Annotated in this window: 23 protein-coding genes and 1 riboswitch; of the genes, 10 read left to right on the top strand and 13 right to left on the bottom strand. The window is 62.6% G+C overall.

Translation table 11 applies throughout. The features are described 5' to 3' along the window. Positions 1–8 precede the first annotated feature (8 nt). The gene (locus tag CGZ77_RS05505; protein ID WP_009425524.1) at positions 9–461 is read left to right on the top strand and encodes a ClpXP protease specificity-enhancing factor; all 453 of its coding nucleotides are present in this window, start codon (positions 9–11) and stop codon (positions 459–461) included. A 72-nt stretch (positions 462–533) separates the two neighbouring features. After that, positions 534–1,508, top strand: coding sequence for a TerC family protein (locus CGZ77_RS05500; RefSeq protein WP_009425525.1), 975 nt, complete (start codon positions 534–536; stop codon positions 1,506–1,508). 170 nt (positions 1,509–1,678) lie between these two features. Here CGZ77_RS05500 and CGZ77_RS05495 read toward each other — a convergent pair whose 3' ends face one another. Both CGZ77_RS05495 and CGZ77_RS05490 read right to left on the bottom strand, forming a co-directional pair. Continuing rightward, positions 1,679–2,086 (bottom strand): bacteriohemerythrin, encoded by a 408-nt coding sequence (locus CGZ77_RS05495; protein WP_094031010.1) that lies wholly within the window; start codon positions 2,084–2,086, stop codon positions 1,679–1,681. Between the two features lie 120 nt (positions 2,087–2,206). After that, a complete protein-coding gene (locus tag CGZ77_RS05490) occupies positions 2,207–3,097 on the bottom strand; it encodes an NAD(P)H-hydrate dehydratase (protein WP_094031009.1) in 891 nt (296 codons plus the stop codon). 193 nt (positions 3,098–3,290) lie between these two features. Between CGZ77_RS05490 and CGZ77_RS05485 the strand changes: the two genes are divergently transcribed. The 3 genes from CGZ77_RS05485 (at position 3,291) to CGZ77_RS05475 (ending at position 6,856) form a co-directional block, all read left to right on the top strand. After that, on the top strand, positions 3,291–4,217 hold the full coding sequence (locus CGZ77_RS05485; RefSeq protein WP_094031008.1) for a LysR family transcriptional regulator: 927 nt from the start codon (positions 3,291–3,293) through the stop codon (positions 4,215–4,217). Between the two features lie 10 nt (positions 4,218–4,227). After that, complete coding sequence (locus CGZ77_RS05480) at positions 4,228–5,199, top strand: ABC transporter ATP-binding protein (RefSeq protein WP_094031007.1); 972 nt, start codon at positions 4,228–4,230, stop codon at positions 5,197–5,199. Between the two features lie 124 nt (positions 5,200–5,323). Then, on the top strand, positions 5,324–6,856 hold the full coding sequence (locus CGZ77_RS05475; RefSeq protein WP_094031006.1) for an iron ABC transporter permease: 1,533 nt from the start codon (positions 5,324–5,326) through the stop codon (positions 6,854–6,856). A gap of 130 nt (positions 6,857–6,986) precedes the next feature. Here the strand turns inward: CGZ77_RS05475 and CGZ77_RS05470 are convergent, their stop codons facing one another. The 5 genes from CGZ77_RS05470 to CGZ77_RS05450 form a co-directional block, all read right to left on the bottom strand. Further along, positions 6,987–8,453: a DASS family sodium-coupled anion symporter gene (locus CGZ77_RS05470; RefSeq protein WP_009425531.1), complete on the bottom strand. Its 1,467-nt coding sequence runs from the start codon at positions 8,451–8,453 to the stop codon at positions 6,987–6,989. 266 nt (positions 8,454–8,719) lie between these two features. Next, positions 8,720–9,691 carry a 4-hydroxythreonine-4-phosphate dehydrogenase PdxA gene (gene pdxA / locus CGZ77_RS05465; protein WP_009425532.1) on the bottom strand — a complete coding sequence of 324 codons (972 nt, stop codon included), beginning with the start codon at positions 9,689–9,691 and terminating at the stop codon, positions 8,720–8,722. A gap of 65 nt (positions 9,692–9,756) precedes the next feature. Continuing rightward, positions 9,757–10,224, bottom strand: coding sequence for an RICIN domain-containing protein (locus tag CGZ77_RS05460; protein WP_051040412.1), 468 nt, complete (start codon positions 10,222–10,224; stop codon positions 9,757–9,759). Between the two features lie 281 nt (positions 10,225–10,505). Next, positions 10,506–12,161, bottom strand: a complete 1,656-nt coding sequence (locus CGZ77_RS05455) for a glycosyltransferase family 39 protein (protein WP_094031005.1) — start codon at positions 12,159–12,161, stop codon at positions 10,506–10,508. Between the two features lie 151 nt (positions 12,162–12,312). Then, on the bottom strand, positions 12,313–12,939 hold the full coding sequence (locus CGZ77_RS05450) for a nitroreductase family protein (protein ID WP_009425118.1): 627 nt from the start codon (positions 12,937–12,939) through the stop codon (positions 12,313–12,315). Between the two features lie 122 nt (positions 12,940–13,061). On the opposite strand from CGZ77_RS05450, the gene CGZ77_RS05445 reads away from it, so the two are divergent. The 3 genes from CGZ77_RS05445 to yciA all read left to right on the top strand — a co-directional run bounded on the left by CGZ77_RS05445 (position 13,062) and on the right by yciA (position 14,615). Continuing rightward, on the top strand, positions 13,062–13,412 hold the full coding sequence (locus tag CGZ77_RS05445) for a helix-turn-helix domain-containing protein (RefSeq protein ID WP_009425119.1): 351 nt from the start codon (positions 13,062–13,064) through the stop codon (positions 13,410–13,412). A gap of 143 nt (positions 13,413–13,555) precedes the next feature. Beyond that, the gene (locus CGZ77_RS05440) at positions 13,556–14,197 is read left to right on the top strand and encodes a glutathione S-transferase family protein (protein WP_036495470.1); all 642 of its coding nucleotides are present in this window, start codon (positions 13,556–13,558) and stop codon (positions 14,195–14,197) included. Between the two features lie 4 nt (positions 14,198–14,201). Then, on the top strand, positions 14,202–14,615 hold the full coding sequence (gene yciA, locus CGZ77_RS05435) for an acyl-CoA thioester hydrolase YciA (RefSeq protein ID WP_009425121.1): 414 nt from the start codon (positions 14,202–14,204) through the stop codon (positions 14,613–14,615). A 62-nt stretch (positions 14,616–14,677) separates the two neighbouring features. Here yciA and CGZ77_RS05430 read toward each other — a convergent pair whose 3' ends face one another. From CGZ77_RS05430 to CGZ77_RS05415, 4 genes are all read right to left on the bottom strand, one after another. After that, complete coding sequence (locus CGZ77_RS05430) at positions 14,678–15,358, bottom strand: suppressor of fused domain protein (RefSeq protein ID WP_009425122.1); 681 nt, start codon at positions 15,356–15,358, stop codon at positions 14,678–14,680. Positions 15,359–15,456: 98 nt separating this feature from the next. Continuing rightward, the gene (gene gyrB, locus CGZ77_RS05425) at positions 15,457–17,847 is read right to left on the bottom strand and encodes a DNA topoisomerase (ATP-hydrolyzing) subunit B (protein ID WP_009425123.1); all 2,391 of its coding nucleotides are present in this window, start codon (positions 17,845–17,847) and stop codon (positions 15,457–15,459) included. A gap of 266 nt (positions 17,848–18,113) precedes the next feature. Next, positions 18,114–18,674, bottom strand: a complete 561-nt coding sequence (locus tag CGZ77_RS05420) for a hypothetical protein (protein WP_009425125.1) — start codon at positions 18,672–18,674, stop codon at positions 18,114–18,116. Positions 18,675–18,856: 182 nt separating this feature from the next. Further along, on the bottom strand, positions 18,857–19,432 hold the full coding sequence (locus CGZ77_RS05415; RefSeq protein WP_009425126.1) for a TMEM165/GDT1 family protein: 576 nt from the start codon (positions 19,430–19,432) through the stop codon (positions 18,857–18,859). 13 nt (positions 19,433–19,445) lie between these two features. Further along, positions 19,446–19,615, bottom strand: a riboswitch (yybP-ykoY riboswitch). A 121-nt stretch (positions 19,616–19,736) separates the two neighbouring features. Here CGZ77_RS05415 and CGZ77_RS05410 point away from each other — a divergent pair. Next, on the top strand, positions 19,737–20,339 hold the full coding sequence (locus tag CGZ77_RS05410; protein WP_232304368.1) for a YdcF family protein: 603 nt from the start codon (positions 19,737–19,739) through the stop codon (positions 20,337–20,339). Between the two features lie 130 nt (positions 20,340–20,469). After that, entirely contained in the window at positions 20,470–20,910 is a 441-nt protein-coding gene (mscL, locus tag CGZ77_RS05405; RefSeq protein WP_009425129.1) for a large conductance mechanosensitive channel protein MscL, read from the top strand. A gap of 72 nt (positions 20,911–20,982) precedes the next feature. On the opposite strand, the gene CGZ77_RS05400 is transcribed toward mscL, so the two are convergent. Next, positions 20,983–21,546, bottom strand: coding sequence for an L-threonylcarbamoyladenylate synthase (locus tag CGZ77_RS05400; RefSeq protein ID WP_036495471.1), 564 nt, complete (start codon positions 21,544–21,546; stop codon positions 20,983–20,985). 82 nt (positions 21,547–21,628) lie between these two features. Next, complete coding sequence (locus tag CGZ77_RS05395; RefSeq protein ID WP_036495472.1) at positions 21,629–22,216, bottom strand: UbiX family flavin prenyltransferase; 588 nt, start codon at positions 22,214–22,216, stop codon at positions 21,629–21,631. Positions 22,217–22,239: the final 23 nt, after the last annotated feature.

The following is a 22,239-nucleotide window of genomic DNA, read 5'->3' as shown; positions in this document are numbered from 1 at the left end:
AAAACGTCATGAGCAGCAGCACCAAACCCTATCTTCTGCGCGCGCTGTACGAATGGTGCAACGACAACGGCTACACCGCCCACATCGCCGCCTGGGTCAACGGCCACACCCAAGTACCCGTGCAGTATGTGCGTGACGGCGAAATCGTCCTCAACATCGGCCCGAACGCCGCCCGCAACCTCACGATAGACAACGAATGGGTCAGTTTCTCCGCCCGTTTCTCCGGCGTTGCGCACGACATCTGGATACCCGTCGGCCACATCTCCGGCATCTTCGCCCGCGAAACCGGCGAAGGCATGGGCTTTGAAGTCGAGCCCTACGAGCCCGAAGAAGGCGCGGAAGCGGCAAAGCAGCCGGCTGCCGAGAGGCCGTCTGAAAACACTCCCGATGCCCAAGCGCCCGAGGGCAAACAACCCGATGGCGGCACGGAAAAGAAAAAAGTTTTGAAATTCGTCAAATAAACCGAAACGGGAGGCCGTCTGAACACTTTCAGACGGCCTTTAAACCGCTTCCAAACGCAAGGAACGCACAATATGACCGCAGCACCGAGCATCGGCTCACCCCTGTTTTACGGCGTATTCGCCGCCGCCGTCCTCGCCATGATCGCCATCGACATGCTGACGCTGAAAAAAAGCGGTGCCCACAAAATCAGCAGCAAAGAGGCTCTGGCCTGGACAATAGTGTGGATCGCCGTCTCCTGCGCCTTCGCCGGCTGGCTCTACTGGGAAATCGCCCATAATCAAGCCTACGGCCACGAATTGGCGAAAACCAAAGTCATGGAATACTTCACCGGCTACGTTTTGGAAAAATCGCTGGCGGTAGACAATCTCTTCGTCTTCCTCATGATCTTCGGCTACTTCAAAGTGCCGCCGCAATACCAGCACCGCGTCCTGCTCTACGGCGTGTTCGGCGCCATCGTCCTGCGCGCCCTCATGATTTTCGTCGGCGCCGTACTCGTCAGCCGCTTCGAATGGATACTGTATTTCTTCGGCGCCTTCCTGCTCTACACCGGCATCAAAATGATTAAGCAGGGCGGCGAAGAAGACGAAGACCTGTCGCAAAACAAAATTCTGCAATGGCTGCAAAAACACATCCGCGTCAGCCAAACCCTCGACGGCGAAAAATTCTTCACCCGTGAAAACGGCCGCCGCATGGCCACCCCGCTGCTGCTTGTGCTGGTGATGGTGGAACTGAGCGACGTCGTCTTTGCCGTCGACAGCATTCCCGCCGTCTTCGCCGTCACCACCGACCCCTTCATCGTCCTCACCTCCAACATCTTCGCCATCCTCGGCCTGCGCGCCATGTACTTCCTGCTTGCCGACATGGCCGACCGCTTCGTCTTCCTCAACTACGGCCTCGCCTTCGTCCTCAGCTTCATCGGCATCAAAATGCTTGTCATGCACTGGATACACATCCCCGTCGGCACTTCGCTTGCCGTCGTTTTCGGCGCACTCGGCGCCTCCATACTCACCTCTCTCGCATACAGCCGCAAAACCGGCCGGCCGTAAATGCAGGCGCAAAGCGCAAAGAGGCCGTCTGAAAGAGATTTCAGACGGCCTCTTTGTTTTGTGTGTAGGGTGTACGCCGCAGGCCGACACACCCTCCGCGGCAGCGGAAAAAAGATAAGGCCGTCTGAAAAGTTTTTTCAGACGGCCTTTTTCATTTTGCGGCGGGCGGTTTACAAGCCCAGTTTTTCTTTCACATGGCGCACATAGCCGTGGTCGTTGCGGCGGATGTGCATGAAGAGCCAGGTTTCCAGGATGTCGAGCAGCTCCTGGCTGACGTCGTCGCCGTTGTCGAAGCGGCCTTTGTACATCTGCACTTTGTCGACGAAGTTTTGATGCACGCGGTGGTGTGCGTCTACCAGCGGATATTCGGCCATTTTCAGCAGGTCTTCTTCGTCGGAGAAGTGTTGGATGGTGTAACCCAAGAGGTTGTCGAGCGCTTTGCCGACGCCGTCGCGGTCGTTGGCGGTGTGTGCATCATGCATTTCGTTGATGTACTGCACCAAGATTTTGTGCTGTTCGTCAACCTGATCGATGCCCGTGTCCAAATCGGAAGTCCAATGCAAAAAGGGTTCAGACATTTTTATTTTCCCGTAAGTGTGTTAATGAAAGCGGCATTATAGGGTGTTCTGTGTAAAGAAAAGATAACTTCGGCATAATATGAAAAACAATTACCGCCAAATTTGATTTTTATCAAACGCTTATTCTGACTCGTTCTCAATCATCCGATTGCGCAGCCAGCGTGCGGCGGGGGCGATTTCGCCTGCGGTCAGGCCGCTTTCGCCTATGCCCGATGCTTTGAGCACTTCCGCCGCCGCGCCGTGCAGCCACACGCCCGCGCAGGCAGCTTCGAATATATCGCTGCCCTGCGCCAGCAGGCTGCCTGCGATGCCGGAGAGGACGTCGCCGCTGCCTGCGGTGGCCAAACCCGCGTTGCCGCTGTCGTTTTCGTACAGCGTGCCGTCTGCGGCGCACACCAGCGTGCGGTGTCCTTTTAAGACGGCCGTAGCGGCGAAACGCCGCGCCAGTTCGCGCACGGCCGTTGCTCTGTCGGCTTGGATTTCGGCGGTGGTGCAGCCGAGCAGCCGCGCGGCTTCGGCGGGGTGGGGCGTAATCAGCAGGCGGGGGTAACGCGCGGCCGCGTCGGCCAAATCCCTGTGTTGCGCCAGCAGGTTGAGGGCGTCGGCATCGAGCAGCAGCGGGGTGTCGGAGGCCGTCTGAAACAGCCCGGCCAGCAGTTTGCGCGCGGCTTCGTTTGTGCCCAGGCCGCAGCCTGCGGCGCGTGCGGAGAGGTCGTGCCGCCGCGACAGGCCGTGGGCGGTGTCGAGCATGATTTCGGGAAAGGCGGCGATAAAGGGCACGGGCAGGGAGGCCTGGTTGAAACCCGCCCACACTTTGCCGCAGCCTGCGAGCAGGGCGGCGGAGGCGGCCAGCACCACGGCGCCGCTCATGCCTGCCGCGCCGCCGAATACGGCCAGCGTGCCGAACGTGCCTTTGTGGCTGTCGGCGGGACGCGGGGCAGACAGGGCGGGAAAGCGCTGCGAAGAAGCAGCGAGAGGGAAGTTTTCGGGCAGGCGGTACGCGGCGTGCATGGTGTTTCTCCTTATACATATGGCTTTCAGACGGCCTGTATTGTAAACGACAGGCCGTCCGAACGTTTGCATGGCGCGGCGTTCAGACGGCCTTTGCGCGGGCTTGAAGGCCGTCTGAACGCCGTGTTTGCCCCTTCTGCATGAATTATTTTAATATCGCGCCTTCGCAACCGCCGACGTGAAAGGCCGTTTTATGGAATCCATCATCGAACTGCGCCACCTCAAAACCCTGCTCGCGCTGGAAGAAACCGGCAGCGTGTCGCTGGCGGCGCAGCGCGTTTTTCTGACGCAGTCTGCCCTGTCGCACCAAATCCGCACGCTGGAAAACTATTACGAAACGCCGCTGTTCGAGCGCAAGTCCAACCCGCTGCGCTTCACGCCTGCGGGGGCGCGGCTGCTGAAACTGGCGCGCGAGCTGATGCCGAAGATGGCCGCCGCCGAGCGCGATATGGCGCAGATTATCGAGGGCGAGGCGGGCGAGTTGCGGCTGGCGGTGGAATGCCACACCTGTTTCGACTGGCTGATGCCGGCGATGGGCGAGTTCCGCCCGCTGTGGCCGCAGGTGGAATTGGACATCGTGTCGGGCTTTCAGGCCGATCCTGTCGGCCTGCTGCTCAACCACCGCGCCGATTTGGCCATTGTGTCCGAAGCCGTGCCGCAGGCGGGCATCGCCTACCGGCCGCTGTTTGCCTACGGCATGGTTGGCATCTGCGCCCCCGACCATCCGCTGGCGGCGAAAGACGTTTGGCAGGCGGAAGACTTCGCGGCCGAAACGCTGATTACCTATCCGGTGCCCGACGATATGCTGGATTTGCTGCGCAAAGTGCTGCTGCCGCGCGGCATCAACCCGTCGCGCCGCCACAGCGAGCTGACCATCGCCATTGTCCAGCTCGTCGCCAGCCGACGCGGCATCGCCGCCCTGCCGTATTGGACGGTGATGCCCTATCTGGAAAAGGGCTACGTCGTTTCCCGCCCCATCACCGACGGCGGCCTGCAAAGCGAACTCTATGCCGCCATGCGCAGCGAAGACGAAGGCAGCAGCTATCTGGCCGACTTCTGCCAAATCGTGCGCGACCAGGGCTTCGCCACCCTGCCCAGCCTGAGCGTGCTCAACAGATAGGCCGTCTGAAATGCTCGAACTCAAATACATCGTCAAACGCTACGGCGGCAAAACCGTCGCCGACGGCGTTTCCCTCACCGTCGGCGGCGGCCGCCTGCTCGCCGTCCTCGGCCGCTCCGGCTGCGGCAAATCCACCCTGCTCAACATCGCCGCCGGACTCGCCGCCCCCGACAGCGGCGAAGTATGGATAAACGGCGAAAACGTCACATCAAGGTCGTCTGAAAAACGCCGCGTCTCGCTGATGTTCCAAGACTACGCCCTGTTTCCCCACCTCAACCTGCGGCAGAACGCCGCCTTCGGCCTGCGCATGCGCGGTGTGGCGAAAAAGCAGGCCGAAGCTGCGGCCGACGACATGCTGGCACGCGTCGGCCTCGCGGGCGAAGGCGGCCGCAAACCGCACACCCTCTCCGGCGGCGAACAGCAGCGCGTCGCCCTGGCCCGCGCCCTGGCCGCCGAACCGAAAGTGCTGCTTTTGGACGAACCCTTTTCCAGCCTCGACACCGGCCTGCGCCGCAGCCTGCGCGAGCTGACGCTGGAACATATCCGCCGCCTCGCCATCCCCGCCGTCCTCGTCACCCACGACCCCGAAGAAGCCTTCCTGATGGCCGACGAAACCGCGCTGATGGCCGACGGCCGCATCATCCAGCAGGGCAGTTCGGCCGAACTGGCCGCGCGCCCCGCCAACGCCGCCGCCGCCCGCCTCTTGGGCTGCCGCAACGTGACCGAACGCTTCTACCTGCCGCCCTCCGCCCTGTCGGCCGATGCAAACGGCACGCCCTGCGCCGTGCAGACCGTATACCGCCTGCCCGGGCAGACCCGCGCCGAAATCATCCACCCGCAATACGGCACGCTGGAAATGCCCGTGGCCGACGGCTTTGCCGCCGCCGAAATCCGCGTGCGCGCCGATACGGCGAAAATCGTTTTCTTCGATGCGGCCGACAAGGTTTCAGACGGCCTCCAAACATACAAAGAGGCCGTCTGAAAACGGAGTTTGAACAAAGTAAAACCCGCTTTCAGACGGCCTCGAACGAAACAACCGCCCCGCCGCATCTTATTTTTTACCCGTCTCCCCCGCCGCCGCCCGCGGCAGATTTCGGAATCCCGCCATGCGCCGCCTTGTCTCCACCCTCCTGCTCGCCCTAATCCCCGTCGGCTTTCTCGTGCTGACCGTTGCCGCGCCGCTGTGGGCGCTGGCCGGTTACGGCGGGGATTTGGCCTGGGCGGAGGTGCTGGGCGACGACTACATCCGCCGCCGCATCGCCTGGACGGCGGCGCAGGCGGGCATCACCTGCGTGCTCACCGTACTCTTGGGCGTGCCTGCGGCGTGGACGCTGGCGCGGCTCGATTTTCGCGGCCGATCGTGGGTGCTGCGGCTGCTGATGCTGCCCTTCGTGATGCCGACGCTGGTGGCGGGCATCGGTGTGCTCTCGCTCTTCGGCGCGCGCGGCCTGCTGTGGCCGGGCTGGCAGGACACGCCGTATCTTTTGGTTTACGGCAACGTGTTTTTCAATCTGCCCGTGCTGGTGCGCGCGGCCTATCAGGGGCTGCGCGCCGTGCCGGCGGCGCGGCTGTCGGCGGCGCGCACGCTGGGCGCGGATGCGTGGCAGCGCTTTTGGCGGGTGGAATGTCCCGTGCTGCTGCCGTGGCTGGCGGGCGGCGCGTGCCTGGTTTTCCTCTACTGCTTTTCCGGTTTCGGCCTCGCCCTGCTGCTCGGCGGCACGGACTACGCCACGGCGGAAGTGGAAATCTACCGGCTGGTGACCGTGGAACTCGACATCGCTCAGGCTGGCGTTCTGGTGTGGCTGGTACTGGGCGTCACCGCGCTGGCGGGTGCGGCCTATGCTTATTTCGGCCGCGCTTCGGCAGCGGGACGGCAGGTTGCGCCGCAGCCTTTGGCCGCCGTGGACAGCGCCGCCCGCCGCGCCATGCTGTTTTTCTCGCTGGCCGTGCTGGCGTTTTTCTGCGTGCTGCCGCTGGCAGCGGTGGCCGCGCAGGCCGCGCGCTCGGGGGAGTCGTGGCAGGTGCTGTGGGCGGAGGACACGCGGCTGGCGGCCTGGAACACGCTGCGCTTTACGGCATCGGCCGCAGCGGCGGCGCTGCTTTTGGGCGCGAGCCATGCGGCGCTGGCGCGGCGTCTGCCGTGGATACGCGGCATTACCTTTCTGCCGTTTATGGTGTCGCCCGTGTGCGTGGCCTTCGGCATGCTGCTGCTTTATCCCGAATGGACGGCGTCGCTGCCGCTTTTGATTGCCGCCTACGCGCTTTTGGCCTATCCCTTTGTCACCAAAGACCTGCTGGCGGCTTGGGACGCGCTGCCGCCGCAATACGCCGCCGCCGCCCGCAGCATGGGCGCCAGCCGTTTTCAGACGGCCTTTTTCGTTACCGTGCCGCTGCTGCTGCCCGCCCTGCGCCGCGGCCTGACGCTGGCCGCCGCCACCTGCATCGGCGAGTTTGCCGCCACGCTGTTTCTGTCGCGCCCCGAATGGCTGACACTGACGACGCTGGTCTACCAATATCTCGGCGCGGCGGGCGCCGACAACCACGACCGCGCCGCCGTGCTCACTGCCGCGCTGATGCTGCTGGCCTCGCTGGTGTTCGTGCTGCTGGATGCGGCGGAAAAGCGGGAAACGGCGCGCTGAGGCCGTCTGAAACATTCAGACGGCCTCACAGCGGCGCACGCGGCGTGGTTTTTTGGAAAAACGTGCGGGCAGACAAAAGGCCGTCTGAAATTTTCAGACGGCCTTTTTGATGCGTTTTACCGACAGCGCTTTACCAGTAGCCCAGCACTTTCCACCAGATGCCGCCGACGATGGCGAACACCAGCAGGTTGGCAACGCTCATGACGAAGCCGGTTTTCCACCATTCGCCCAGCGTGGTGTAGCCCGAGCCGAACACCACGGGGGCGGTGCCGGTGGCGTAGTGGGTGAGCGTCATCATCAGGCTGGAAGCGGCGGCCATCATCAGGCCGAACACCATCGGCGGCGCGCCCAGCGCCAAGCCCGCGCCGTAGAAGGCGGCGAACATGGCGGTGATGTGGGCGGTGGTGCTGGCGAACATATAGTGCGCGTACAGATACACCAGAATCAGCAGCACCGATGCGCCCGCCCAGCCCATGCCGGTTTGCTCGATGCCCGTTTTGAGCGCGTCGGAAAACCAGGCAATCAGGCCGAGTTTGTTGAGGAAGGTGGCCATCATCACGAGGGCGGCAAACCAGGTTACGGTGTCCCACGCGCTTTTTTCTTTCAGCACGTCGTCCCAGCTCAACACGCCCGAGAGCAGAAGCAGCGAGAGGCCGATGAAGGCGGTGGCGGTGGGGTCGACGGCAAAGGCGCTGCCCAGCAGCATGGCGGGCACTCCCGCCCACAGAACGAGCAGCAGGGCGAAGATGGCGAGCATGATTTTTTCGCCGCGGCTCATCGGCCCCTGTTCGGCCAGACGGTCTTTGGCAAACTGCGCCGCGTTGGGCGTGGCCTTGATTTCGGGCGGGCTGACGAAATACAGTACCAGCGGCATCAGCAGCATGGCCACAAGGCCGGGCAACAGCATGGCCACTGCCCAAGTGCCCCAGCTCAGATGGATGTCGTTGCCGGTGGCTTTGGCGATGATGTCCACCACCAGCGGATTGGGCGCGGTGGCGGTGATGAACATGGCCGAGGTGATCGGGTTGCTGTGGTAGTTTACCAGCGCGAGATAGCGGCCGATGCGCCCCTGCGTGCCTTTTTCGGGGTCGGAATCGTAGCTTGAAGCGATGGCCTTCATCACGGGGTGGATGATGCCGCCGCCGCGCGCGGTGTTGCTCGGCGTTACCGGTGCGAGTATCAGCTCCGAGAGCGCGAGGCTGTAGCCGATGCCCAGCGTTTTTTTGCCGAACATGGAAATGAAGTAATAGCCGATGCGTGCGCCGAGGCCGGTTTTCAGGATGCCGCGCGAAATCATGATGGACACGCCGATCAGCCAGATGAGCGGGTTGGCGAAACTCGACAGCGCGTCTTTGACCGCCGCGTCGGGCTTGTCGTTGGTTACACCCGTCACCGCCACCAGCATGATGGCCACCATCGACAGCGCGCCGATGGGCATCGCCTTGCCGATGATTGCCGCAATCACGCCGACAAACATCGCCAAAAGATGCCATGCCTGCGGCGTCACGCCTGCGGGCACGGGAACGGCAAACCAAATCAGCAGCGCCAGCCCCACCGCCACGGCGGCGGGCAGCGGTTTGAAACCGAGCTTGTCCATAATGGAACTCCTTTTTTGCTTGGATGGCGCACGCGAAACGGCGCCTGTGGAAAGAAAAGGGACAGGCGGACTATACGCCTGCCGTGCCGTTTTTGTAACCGGATTACAAAAAATGTGTCTGAACGGCGATAAGTGGAGCGGTTGGGAAAGATAGTTACAAAAACGCCCGGCGCACGACAAAAAGGCCGTCTGAAAGCGAAGCTTCAACGAAGTTAAAACGCCCATTCGGGGTTTCAGACGGCCTCTTGAGCTGCACAAACCGAATGTCAGCCGACCATCGCCAAAGCCGTGCGCACGGCCTCGATCAGGCTGCCGCCGTCGGCTCTGCCCGTGCCCGCCAAATCGAGCGCCGTGCCGTGGTCGACGGAGGTGCGCACGAAGGGCAGGCCGAGGGTGATGTTCACGCCGCGCCCGAAGGAGGCGTATTTCAACACGGGCAGACCCTGGTCGTGGTACATCGCCAGCACCGCATCGGCATCTTTCAGCATAAAGGGCTGGAACAGTGTGTCGGCGGGGTAGGGACCGCGCACGTCCAGTCCCTCGCCGCGCAGCTTGCCCAGCGCGGGGATAATGACGTCGTTTTCCTCGTGTCCCAAATGGCCGCCTTCGCCCGCGTGCGGATTCAGCCCGGCCACCAGTATGCGCGGCGCGGCGATTTTGAATTTGCCGCGCAAATCGCGGTGCAGGATGCGCGCGGTTTCGCACACGGCATCGAAGGTGACGGCGGCGGCAACGTCTTTCAGCGGCAGATGGGTCGTTACCAGCGCCACGCGCAGGCCGCCGCCCGCGAGCATCATCACCACGCGATCTGTGCCGCTTTTTTCCGCCAGATATTCGGTGTGGCCGCTGAAAAACGCGCCCGTCGCCTCGTTGATGATGCCCTTGTGCAGCGGCGCGGTCACCATCGCGGCAAATTCGCCGCGCACAATGCCGCCGTATGCCGCATCGAGCAGTTGCAGCACATAGGGCGCGTTGGCGGCGTTCAGACGGCCTGCTTCACACGGCGCGGCCAGCGGGATGTGCAGCACTTCCAGCGTGCCCGCTTCGGCGCGCTTGTGCGGCGCAAAGTCGCGCAGGCGCACGCTTTTGCCCAGTTGCGCGGCGCGGCTTGCCAGCAAATTCCTGTCGGCAAGGATAACGGGGCGGCAGGGCAGGGTATGTTCTGCCAAACCGAGGCAGACGTCCGGGCCGATGCCGGCCGGTTCGCCCGAGGTGACGGCGAGAATGGGAAGGTTCATGGGATTTCCGTTTGCTTGACTGTCGAATCGTCGGCCGCCGTGGTTTCAGACGGCCTCAAACGCGGTTACCAACCGAAGGCTTGGGCGCGGCTGCCGTTACAACGGCGCACGGTGATGCGGCTGTCGGAAGCGTCGAGACACAGACCCGAATCGGCACTGCGCAGCGCGGCGCCTTCGGCATACCACTGCTGGTTGCGGCCGCCGTGGCAGCGGTAGAGGATAACCGGCGTGCCCTCGCGCCGCTCCCCGCCCGCCACATCGAGGCAGCCGCCGTTTTGGCGGATGGCGCCGCTTGCCGGGTCGAAGCGGAACTGCTGGTTGGCACGGCCGTGGCAGGCGTGGCGGATCAGGGTTTTGCCGTCGCCGCCGTGGACGTCGAGACATTCGCCGCCGCCCGTGCGGATCAGCCCGCGTGCGGGCGCTGCGTCGGGCAAAACAACCAGCAGCGCGCCGTCCGTTGCCGCCTGCTTGGGCAGATAAAGGTTGCAGGCCGCCAACAGCAGAGCGCAGAGAAGGGTTGCGGTGGTTTTCATGGTGTGTTCCTTTTGTCGGGTAAGGGGCAGGCCGTCTGAAAACCGCGAAAGCGGTTTTCAGACGGCCTCATTCAGACGGCCTTTTAGTTTGTTCAGTTGCCGTGCGGCCGTCAGCTATTCTTCTCCCTCTCCTGCGCCAAAGCGCGGGGGAGGGGGTGGCGGTTCGCAGAACCGCTTTTTGCCTGCCGCCGCTCCGTGCACGTTAGCGCAGCTGCATCAGCCCCCCCCAGCCCTCCCCCGTTTATGCCCCGAAGGGGTACTGGCGGGAGAGAAAACAGGTTTCAGACGGCCTCTTGTTTTTCCAAAAGCACGAAAAATTCCTGTTTGCTGCGCGGGCGGGCGCCCTGCCACAGCACGCGCCAGCCTGCGGGCGCGGGTTCGTCTGCTTTTTCGTTGCGCGTCAGGCGGTAGCGGCAGGAGGCTTCGCCGCCGACGGCAAGCGGCAGGCTGCCGTATTCGCCCCAGGCGGTGCGCACGGTGTAGGCGTCGCGGGCGACGGCGAGGCACTCCGTGCCTGATTTGAGCGCGGCGGGCGCGGCGGCTTCCATGCGCTCCACCACGGGGCGGTAGCTTTTGGCTGCGTCGAGCCAGAGCAGAAACAGCGTCATCAGCAGCGCCCACACCAGCGTCATGCCCGCCGCCCAGTTTGTCACCGCCTGCCGCCCGCGCACCTTGCGCCGCCGCACCGCCAGCACCCACAGGGGCGTGAACAGCACGGCGACAATCATCGGCATCCAATCGAACTCGGGCACGTAATACGGGCTGAAATAGGCCGAGCGTTCGGCCAGCTTTGCCGGCCAGCCGAAATTCATCGCCAGCCAGCCCAGCCATAAAAACGCCGCCAAGAGACCGAAAATCATGATGCCGAACCAGTTGAAAAACGCCGCCGCGCCGCGCCGCAGCACATCGAGGCGCACCGCGCCCAAGAGCGAGAGCGGCGGCAGCAGCCAGATCAGATTGTCGGCATCGTGCGCGGGCGTGCAGCAGAGCAGCGCCAAAGCGGCCGCCGTCCACAACACGGCGGGCGCCGCCCAGTCTTCGCGCCAAAAGCCGCGGCGGCTGCACGTCCACAAGGCCAGCGGCCAGGCGGGAAAGGCAAACCACAGCAGGTTTTTCAGGTAATAGACGGGCGAAAACGACAGCGCAAACGTTTCCGTACCGCCGAACACGCCGAACGCATTTTGCCGCAGCCACCAGTCGAAAGCGGCGGGCGAAGCGCGGTGCAGCGAGAGCGGGTAGAGCGCCGCCAGCGGCAGCGCCAGCGCCGCCGCGCCCGCCAGCGCCGCCGCGAAACGGCGGCTGCGCCATTGCGGCGCCAGCGGCAGGGCGAAGGCCGAAAGCATCAGCACCGCCGTCGCCAGCCAGCCCGCCGACACCGACAACAGCGCCCAGCCCGAACCCAAAAGCAGCGCGGCGAACATCGCCCGCCGCCGCGCCACCGACAGTCCGTACAGGCACAGCCCCAGCGCGGCAAACTGCACCGACACGCCGCCGAGCAGGTGCGCGTTGGTAATCAGCCCGGCGCAGCCGATCAAAATCAGCACCACGCTGCGCCCCTGATGCCGCCCCGCCAGATGGAAGCCCGCCATGCCGCAGCCGCTCAGCCCGATCACGGTGAAAAACACGCCCGCCAGCCGCATCGCCGAATAGGCGTCCGCAAGCCACGGCGAAAACATCGTGCGGCATTGCGCCGCCAGCCAGACGTAAACAAAGGGCAGGCCGGCCTCGGGTGCGCCGTCCAAACCCCGCGCCAGCCACCAGCCGCCGCCCGAAAGCGCGTGTTTCACCGCTTCGTTGGCCGCAATTTCGTCGGGTTTCCACAGGTCGTGCGAAAACACGCCCGGCCACAGCCAGGCGAAGACCAAAAGCAGCAGAATCCACGGTTTTTCATGCGTCGGCGGCGCGGCGCGCATCTCGGGCGGGGTGTAGGTCAGCATCGTTTTTCTATCGGGGGAAAACAGCCCCTAGTGTAACAAAAACGGCGTGAGGCCGTCTGAAAGCCGCACGCCGTCGGGTTTGGGTTTCCATTTCTTCGGGATTTCGTTTTCAGACGGCCTGATGCTTGTGAGGCCGTCTGAAAACGGGGTTTTAAGGAAGTGCGTTCCACGCCGACACCGCCGCCGCGTTCTGCCGCAGCGTGCGGTGGCCGCGCTCTGCGCCTTTGCCGAGGGCAATCAGTATCATATCGAGATAGCGCTCGGGCAGGTTCAGCACGCGGCGCAGGCCGTCGCGTTTGTAGCCGGTCATCGGCACGGTTTGCCAGCCTGCGTTTTCGGCGGCGAGCATAAACGACATCGCCCACAGGCCGCAGTCGAGCGCCAGGCTGCGCTGCGTGTCGGTTTCGTCAAACGGCCGGTAAAAGCCGACGGCGGCCTGAATCAGAAAATCGCGCACATCCGCGTCAAAACAGCCTTCGGCAAATTCCTCTTCATGGATGCGGCGCAGATTCGGCTCGCGGTAGGCTTCGCGGTCGCCCAAAAGCACCAGCACGGCAGACGCGGTAACCACCTGTTCCTGACCGTAGGCTTCGGGCAGCAGGCTTTGGCGCAGCGCGGGGTCGGTCAGCACCATGATGCGCCAGGGCTGCGAATTGTTGCCGCTGGGCGCGCGGCCGGCTTGGGCAAGCAGCGCGTCCAATTCGGCGCGGGAAATTTCGGCAGACGGATCGAAGCGGCGGGTGGAGCGGCGGTTTTGCAGCAGGGTTTCCGGGTTCACGGTTTTGTCCTTTCGGTTGGAAAGCCGCTATACTAATGGCTTTAAAACCAAATAAAAACAACGCACTGAAAGGTCGGTTACGCACCTTTCGGTAAGTTTTCGGACAAAACAGGAGCTTGGCGATGGCGGTTTTTTCAGCGGTGGAGCTGACGATGAAGCTGGTGGGCGGCAAATGGAAATGCCTGATTCTCTATTATCTCGGCGGCGGCGCGAAACGCACGCGCGATTTGCTGGAAAAGCTCGACGGCATCAGCGCGAAAGTGCTGACCGAACAGCTGCGCCAGCTTGAAGCCGACGGCCTGATCGAGCGCGAAACCTTCGCCGAAGTGCCGCCGCGCGTGGAATACCGTCTCAGCGCCGAGGGCGAAACCTTCGCGCCGGTGCTCGATGCCATGTGCGACTGGGGCAAGGCTTACGACGCGCGTCACGAAAAGAAAACGACGCCCTGCGCGCAGATGGCGCAGAGGGAATAGGCCGTCTGAAAACGGTTTCCGACGAAGCCCAAACGCGCCGCCCGTTTCGCGGCGCCCTCCGTTCGGGCTAAAATGGCGCGGCCGTCTGTGTTTCAGACGGCCTTATGTCCACAATATCCACAAGAAAAACGGAAGGAAGAAATATGTACCGACTGCATATCGGCAGCAAACACATCTCGTCATGGTCGCTGCGTCCCTGGCTGCTGATGAAGGCCTGCGGCATCCCCTTTGAGGAAGTGCTGCACCATTTTATCGACGACAAAGAAGCGCAGCGGGCGCAGTGGCTGCCGTTTTCGCCTACTTCGCAAGTGCCCGCGCTGCATGACGGCGGCACGGTGGTGTGGGACAGCCTTGCCATCGCCGAATATCTGGCCGAGCGCCATCCGCACATCTGGCCGCAGGATGCCGAAGCCCGCGCCTGGGCGCGCTCCGCCGCAGCGGAAATGCACAGCGGCTTTGCCGTGATGCGCACGGTCTGCAACTTCACCCTGCTGCGCGCCGACACCCCCGCCATCACGCCCGGCCTGCGCCGCAACCTCGAGCGTATCGACGCATTGTGGAACGAAGGCCTCGGCCGTTTCGGCGGGGATTTTCTCGCCGCCGCGCACTTTGGCGCGGTTGACGCCTTTTACGCCCCCGTGGCGCTGCGTCTGGCCAACTACGGACTGGAAGACGCCCTCAGCGGCGCGGCGAAGGCGTATGCGCAACGCCTGTTGGCGCTGCCCGCCATGAAAGAATGGCTTTCAGACGGCCTCAAAGAAATCGAAACCGCCCGACAGGAGTAAAAACATGAACCGGCAAGACACACCAACCCGCACCGAACCGCAAGGCAGCCTGCTGCTGCGTACCATGACCCGCCCCGCCGACACCAATCCCAACGGCGACATTTTCGGCGGCTGGCTGATGTCGCAGATGGACATCGCCGGCGGCATCCTCGCCTGCGAAACCGCCCGCGGCCGCATCGTCACCGTGGCTGCCGACAAAATCGTCTTCCACCGTCCCGTCGCCGTCGGCGACATCGTCGGCTGCTACGGCAGGCTGGTGAAAACGGGCAATACCTCGATGCAGATCCACATCGAAGTGTGGGTGCACTCCGCATCCTTCGCCGATTTCAACGAACAGCGGCTGGTAACCGAAGCGCTGTTCACCTACGTCGCCATCGACGAAAACGGCCGCCCGCGCCCCGTCAGTCCGAACGTTTGAACGCGGTAACAAAAGGCCGTCTGAAAACCTTAAAGCGGTTTTCAGACGGCCTTTTCGCTTGTTTAAACGTGGCTTTTGCTGCGGTGCAAATCGGTAATCAGCAGCGGGTTGTCGGCGCGCATTTTGTCGATGAGTTCGCGGCAGCGGGTGCGGGTGGGGTCTTGCCACAGCCAGTCGAGTTCGCTTTGGGTGAGGCCGACGAGTTGCAGGAATTGGACTTCGCCGTTGGGTGTGGCGAGGGTGGGCAGCTTGGGGTCGGGTGCGAAGGCGAAGCCGACAAGGGCGGTGTCGCTGTCGAGGCGGATGGGGCCGTTGGCGGGGATGAAGTGGTAGGAGTCAAACCATTTTCCGCTCTCGAATACATAGCGGCCGAGCTTGTTCATCACGTTTATTACCCATATCGGCTCATGCTCGGCACCGTTGTAGGTTTCGTCTTCGGCGCAGGGGGCGATGCGGGCGGTAAACTCGAAGCCCCAGCCGCTGTATTCGTTGCCGGCATTTTCGGGGTCGAAGTAGAGGCTGCTCATGCCGTAGGAAACAAGATGGCGGTGGAAGCTTTGTTCGTTGCAGTCGTAGATACTGGTGCCGTCGAGCGGATCTTCGCCGCCAAGACGGTATGAGATGATGCTGCCGTAGTGGCGCGGCTCGGTATCGCCGTAGATTTTTTCCAGCGCGGCGTCGATGGCTTCCCAGCCGACAGCTTGGTCTTCGTTGAATCGGGCGCGGTATTCGGTTTCGGTCATGATGATTTCTGTGGGTGGTTGCGGGTGGCTTTGATGTGGCAAAGGCCGTCTGAAAAGCGGTTTTTTGTTTTCAGACGGCCTTTTTTTGCCCAAACGCTTTATGCGTCGATGTTTTGCGCAATCAGGGCGTTGTTTTCGATGAAGGCGCGGCGCGGTTCGACTTCGTCGCCCATCAGGGTAACGAACACCTCGTCGGCGGCGATGGCGTCTTCGATGCGCACTTTCAACAGGCGGCGAACGGCGGGATCCATCGTGGTTTCCCAAAGCTGCTCGGGGTTCATCTCGCCCAAACCTTTGTATCGCTGGATGGACATGCCTTTTTGCGCGTTTTGGAGCAGGATGTTCAGCGCAGTTTCAAAGCTGTCCACATCGTACTCGTTCTCGCCTTTGTAGAGCTTGGCGCCCTCGCCGACCAAGTCTTTGAGCGCGGCGGCGGTTTGAGTGAGGGTTTGGTAAGCCTTGCTGTTGAGGAACTTGGGTTCGATGTAGCTGACCATGACGTTGCCGTGCAGCTTGCGGGTGATTTTGATAAAGCGGTTGCCTTCGTGTCCTTCGATGCGTTCGAGGGCGACTTCTTTTTCGTCGAGCAAACCGGAAAGTTCGGCAACGGCTTTATCGGCGTTTTCAGACGACGTCAAATCAATGGGCGAAGCGTGCAGCATGGCGCGCAGGACGAGTTCGTCCACAAAGCGGCTTTCCTGTTCGATGACGGTTTTCGCCAACAGGAATTGTTTGGCGGTGTCGGCAAGTTCTGCGCCTTCGATGGTGCGGCCGTCTGAAACGATTTTGGCTTTTTCCAAAGCAAGACCGAGCAGCCATTGGTCTTTTTCCAGTTCGTCCTTGAGGTAACGCTCTTGCTTGCCGTATTTGGCTTTGTAGAGCGGCGGCTGGGCGATGTAGATGTAGCCGCGTTCGACCAGTTCGGGCATTTGGCGGTAGAAGAAGGTCAGGAGCAGGGTGCGGATGTGCGCGCCGTCCACGTCGGCATCGGTCATGATGATGATGCGGTGGTAACGCAGTTTTTCGGGGTTGAACTCTTCTTTGCCGATGCCTGCGCCCAGCGCGGTAATCAGGGTGGCGACCTCTTGGCTGGCGAGCATTTTTTCAAAACGGGCTTTTTCGACGTTCAAAATTTTGCCTTTGAGCGGCAAAATGGCTTGGAATTTACGGTCGCGGCCTTGTTTGGCAGAACCGCCTGCGGAATCGCCCTCGACCAGATAAAGTTCTGACAAGGCAGGGTCTTTTTCTTGGCAGTCGGCGAGTTTGCCGGGCAGCCCCAAGCCGTCCATCACGCCTTTGCGGCGGGTGATTTCGCGGGCTTTGCGGGCGGCTTCGCGCGCGCGGGCGGCATCGACGATTTTGCTGGTGATGATTTTGGCTTCGTTCGGATTTTCTTCGAGGAAGTCGGTCAAGGCTTGGTTAATGACTTCGTTGACGATGGGGCCGATTTCGCTGGAAACCAGTTTGTCCTTGGTTTGCGATGAGAATTTGGGGTCGGGCAGTTTGACGGACAACACGCAGGTCAAACCTTCGCGCATATCGTCGCCGGCGGTTTCAACTTTGGCTTTTTTAGCGACTTCGTTGGCTTCGATGTAGCTGTTGATGGTGCGCGTCATCACTTGGCGTAATGCGGTCAAGTGCGTACCGCCGTCGCGTTGCGGAATGTTGTTGGTAAAGCACTGCACGCTTTCCTGATAGCTGTCATTCCACTGCATCGCGCATTCGACGCTCATGCCGTCTTTTTCGCCGAACGCGTAGAAGATTTTTTCGTGTAACGGCGTTTTTTTGCGGTTCATGTATTGCACGAAACCTGCCACGCCGCCGGAAAGGGCGAAGCTTTCGTGTTTGCCGTCGCGCTCGTCAATCAATTCGATGTCCACGCCGTTGTTCAGGAAGGAAAGTTCGCGGATGCGTTTGGCGAGGATGTCGAAACTGTATTCGACGTTGCCGAAGGTTTCCGCGCTGGCGAGGAAGCGCACGGTCGTGCCTTTTTTGTCGGAATCGCCAACAACCCTTAACGGCTCTTCGGTTTCGCCGCGCACGAAGCGGACGAAGTGTTCCTTGCCGTCGCGGTAGATGGTCAGCGTTACCCAGTCGGACAGCGCGTTGACGACGGACACGCCCACACCGTGCAGTCCGCCGGAGATTTTGTAGCTGTTGTTGTCGAACTTGCCGCCCGCGTGCAATACGGTCATGATGACTTCGGCGGCGGAGCGTCCTTCTTTCGGGTGGATGCCGGTGGGCATACCGCGCCCGTTGTCGGCCACGCTGACGGAATTGTCGGCATGGATGGTTACGGTGATTTTGTCGCAATGTCCGGCCAGCGCTTCGTCGATGGCGTTGTCCAATACTTCGAATACCATGTGGTGCAGGCCGCTGCCGTCCTGCGTGTCGCCGATATACATACCGGGGCGTTTGCGTACCGCTTCCAAGCCTTCGAGCACCTGGATGCTGTCGGCACCGTATTCTTCGTGTTTTTGCTCTGCCATAGTTTTTCTTACCGTTGTTTTTGCTGAAAGAGGCCGTCTGAAAAACCGCGTGGGAAACGGCTGGTGCAGACGGCGCGAAAGGGACGGATTATACCTGATTTTGCTGGATTATTCAGCGGCGGCAGTCACAGGGAGGCCACCTGAAAAGCCTTGCGGGACGGGGCGGCGGCCTGTTCGGGCAAACGCCGCCTTTGTGCGGCGCGGATGGGCGAAGGCCGTCTGAAAAACGGGTTTCAGACGGCCTTTTGGGTTGGCGTCGCGCGGACTCAGAACTTTTTCAACTCGCGTTCGATGGCGCGGATATTGGCTTCGCGGTCGGCAACGGCGCGTTGCAGCGTGGCGGTGTTGCCGCCTTTTTTCATTTCCTGTTCGAGGCGGCCTTTGGTGCGGACGAGGGCGGCGCGTTCGCTGCTGATTTCGCGTTGCAGGATTTGGTCGCGGCTGAGCTTGGGTTTCACGGCGGCGTAGATCGGCGCGGCGGCGCGGACGGGGGCTTTGGCGGGCGCGGCAGTTTTCACGGCGGCGGTTTGCGGGCGGTTGCGCAGCTTCACCGTCATTTTCGGCGGCGGGGCGTTGTCGGCCAGCTGCTGCGCGGAGGGCGGCATCACGAAAATGTCGCCGGAAGACGCGTCGCCCCAAACATCGGTTTTGTCGGCCGGCGTTTTTTCCGCGGCAGAGCCGCGCGGCTGTGATTCGCGGCAGGAGGCGTCGGTTTTTTCGCTGGAATAGCTGACGGACGTGCCGCTGCCGCAGACATAGGTTGCGCCGTGCGAGAGCGGGGCTGCGCCGAGGGCGGCGAGAAAAAGAGGCAGGTAAAACAGTTTCATAGCGGTTTGGCTTGGTGGAACGAAGGCTCGGATTATAGCGGCGCAAGCGTAAATTTGGGTTCGGAGTGTTTAAACGCTTGTCTGCATGAGGCCGTCTGAAAACACGGCTCCAACCAAGCCGAAACCGCCTTTTCAGAAACGTCATTCCCGCGTAGGCGGGAACGGCCTCTTGCCTGCCGCGTTCAACCCAAAGCGATTCCGCCGCCGCACAGTGTCAGCACGCCCATCGCGGCGAACAGGGCGCAGGCGGCAAAGCGCACGGCGCGGGCGGGAACGGCGGCGGTGATTTTTTCGCCGAGATAGGCGGCGGGCACGTTGGCTGCCATCAGCCCGATAATGCTGCCTGCCACCACGGCCGTCAGATCGTGGTAGCGCGCGGCCAGCAGCACGGTGGCAATCTGCGTTTTGTCGCCGATTTCCGCCAGAAAAAACAGCACCGCCGTGGCGGCGAACGCGCCGTATTTCAGCCAGCGGCCGTTGTCGCCCTCATCGTCTTTGTCGGGCACGAGCAGCCACAGCGCCACGGCGACAAAGCTCAGGCCGACCGCCCATTTGGCCGTTTCGGGCGGCACACGGGCAAACAGCCACGCGCCGAACAGGACGGAGGCGAGATGGTTGAGCAGGGTGGCGGCGAAAATGCCCGCGACAACGGCCTTTTTGTCGGCAAAGCGGGAGGCGAGAAACAGAGTGAGCAGCTGGGTTTTGTCGCCGATTTCGGCAATCAGCACGGCCAGCGTGGAGGAGAGGAAGGCTTCCATTCGATATTCCCAAAAACCGTGCGGACAGACAAAAGGCACACCAAACGCCCCGCACGGAATGCGTCGGTATGCCCCAAGTCTTGCCAGTCTTCCGGCGGGAAGATGCCTGCGCCATGCCGACCGGCAATTGTGTTGACGCAGGCTCCGCGCGCTGCCTGAAACGGCGCGCGGACGGCTACTCCCTCGAGAGCGGGCGCGATTATAGCGGCACAGGCCGTCTGAAAGAAAGCGCCGCCGCGTTTCAGACGGCCTCAAGCGTGTTATCGTCGGCATTTTGCAGACAATAAAGATAAAGGACACGGACATGGCAAAACGCAGAATGCGGCGCGCGGTTTGCGCGGCGGCGGGTGGCGGCCTGCTTTTGTGGGCGGCGGGCATATTGGCGCTTGATGCGCTGGCGGAACGGGCGGCGCAGCCCGTACACGGCGCTCCGGCGGCGGACGCGGCGGTGGTGCTCGGCAACGCCGTCAACCGTCGCGGCCGCCCCAATCCCTGTCTGCGCAGCCGCGTCGAAGCGGGCGTGGCGCTTTATCATGCGGGCAAAGCGCGGCGGCTCATCATGTCGGGCGGCACCGACGGCGACGGCAGCAACGAAGCCGAAGCCATGCGCGACATGGCCGCAGCCGCAGGCGTGCCGCGCCGCGACATCGCCGTCGAAAACCGCTCGGAAAGCACCTACGAAAACATCGCGTTCAGCCGCGTACTCTTGGGCACGGAAAAACACATTGCCATCGTCAGCGACGATTTCCACCTGCCGCGCGCGCAATGGCTGGCACGCCGCCACTGGCCGGACAAGGAAACGCAGCTGTACGCCGCCCCCGACTGCGGCGACTCCGCCCCCAACTACCTGCGCAAACTGACGCGCGAACTTCTGGCATGGGTCAAAACCGCCGCTCTGCACCGCTGAAAAGCCGTTTGCCCCCGTTCGCCGCACATAACCGAAAAGCAACCGAAAATCGCGCCGCCGCCGCACGGGTTGCGCGATTTCTTTACACTGCCGCCCTTTCGTTTCGCAAACATACAAAAAGGAAAGACAAGTGTCGATTAAACAAGAGTTTAAAGACTTTATCATGCGCGGCAACGTGGTGGACCTGGCCGTCGGTATGGTGGTGGGTACCGCCTTCTCCGGCATCGTCAAATCGCTGGTGGACGACGTGATCATGCCCCCCATCGGCCTTTTGATCGGCGGCGTGGATTTCTCCAACCTCTTCATCACCCTCAAAGACGGCGTGCCCGCCCCCGAAAGCGGCTACGCCTCGCTGGCCGCCGCCAAAGCCGCAGGTGCGGTAACGCTCAACCTCGGCCTGTTTATCAACAGCATCATCAGCTTCCTCATCATCGCCTCCGCCATCTTTATGGTGGTGAAAGCCCTCAACACACTGAAAAACAAGGTTGAAGCGCCTGCCGACGCCGCCCCCGCCGAGCCGAGCGAAGAAGTGCTGCTGCTGCGCGAAATCCGTGATTCGCTGAAAAAATAAGCGGCAGACAAAAGGCCGTCTGAAAACCTGTTTTACGGTTTTCAGACGGCCTTTTTGCGCGGGATTCAAGGTTCAGCGCAAGCGTTTTCCCGTTGCCCAGTCGGTGATGCGGCTGGGCGTTTTGCTTTGGCCGCAGCGGCCGCCGACGATACGTGCGCTGCGGCCGAACTGGCGGCGGGTTTCGCGCTCGCTGCGGCAGGGGCGTTTGCCCGCACGGTTGCACGAAGTGGACACCAGCGGCGTGCCGAGCAGGCGGCACAGGTCGCGGGCGGCGGCGTGAGCGGGCACGCGCACGGCGAGTTTGCCGCGTCCTTTGCCGCGCAGCAGCGGCGGCAGGCCGGGGGCGGCGGGCAGCAGAAAGGTTTCGCGCGCCGGCCAGATGTCGTGCAGCGCGGCCGCGTCGGACTCGGGCAGCGGACGCAGCAGCGGGCGCAGGCGGGCAAGGCTGTCACCGATAACAATCATGCCTTTGTGCTGCGGGCGGCGTTTGAGGCGGACGAGCGTTCTGAGTGCTTTGGCATGGCGCGGCAGGCAGCCGAGGCCGTAGCAGGATTCGGTGGGATAGGCGATGAGGCCGCCACGGCGCAGATGGGTTTTCAGACGGCCTTTTTCGGCGGCGGAGAGGGTGCGTTTCATGGTTGGGGCTTTGTTGGCGGGAAGGGGGTGTTTTTCCGTTTTGTATGGGGTTTGGGACGGGGAGGCCGTCTGAAAACGGGTTTCAGACGGCCTTATCCGCCGCGCCGCCCGTCCATTGCGGGCTGTTGGGGATGTCGAGGCCGAGCAGGCCGAGGGCGCGGGCGGTGCTGTGGGCGACGATTTCGTCGGCGGTTTGCGGGCGGTGGTAGAGGGCGGGCACGGGCGGGAAGACGATGCCGCCCATTTCGCTGACGCGGCGCATGTTGTCGAGGTGGGCTAGGTTGAGCGGAGTTTCGCGCACCATCAGCACGAGGCGGCGGCGCTCTTTGAGGGTGACGTCGGCGGCGCGGGTGAGCAGGTTGTCGGCGAAGCCGTGGGCGACGGCGGCCAGCGTGCGCATGGAGCAGGGGGCGACAATCATGCCGTGCACGGGAAACGAGCCGCTGGACACGGGCGCGCCGAGGTTGCCGATGGCGTGGACGGTGTCGGCGAGGCCGTAGATATCATCTTTGCCGTAGGGCGTTTCGAGGGCGCGGGTGAGTTCGGCGCCTTTGCTGACAATCAGGTGGCTTTCGACGTCGGGCAGGGCGCGCAGGATTTCGAGGGCGGCGCGGCCGTATTGGAAGCCGCTGGCGCCGCTGATGCCGACGATGATGCGGCGTGTGTGCATGGGTTGTCCTTCGGGTTCGGGGT

The organism is Neisseria sp. KEM232, assembly GCF_002237445.1.
Taxonomy (GTDB): domain Bacteria; phylum Pseudomonadota; class Gammaproteobacteria; order Burkholderiales; family Neisseriaceae; genus Neisseria.
The sequence above is the reverse complement of the archived record's forward strand: the minus strand, read 5'-3'. Positions and strand labels throughout refer to the sequence as shown.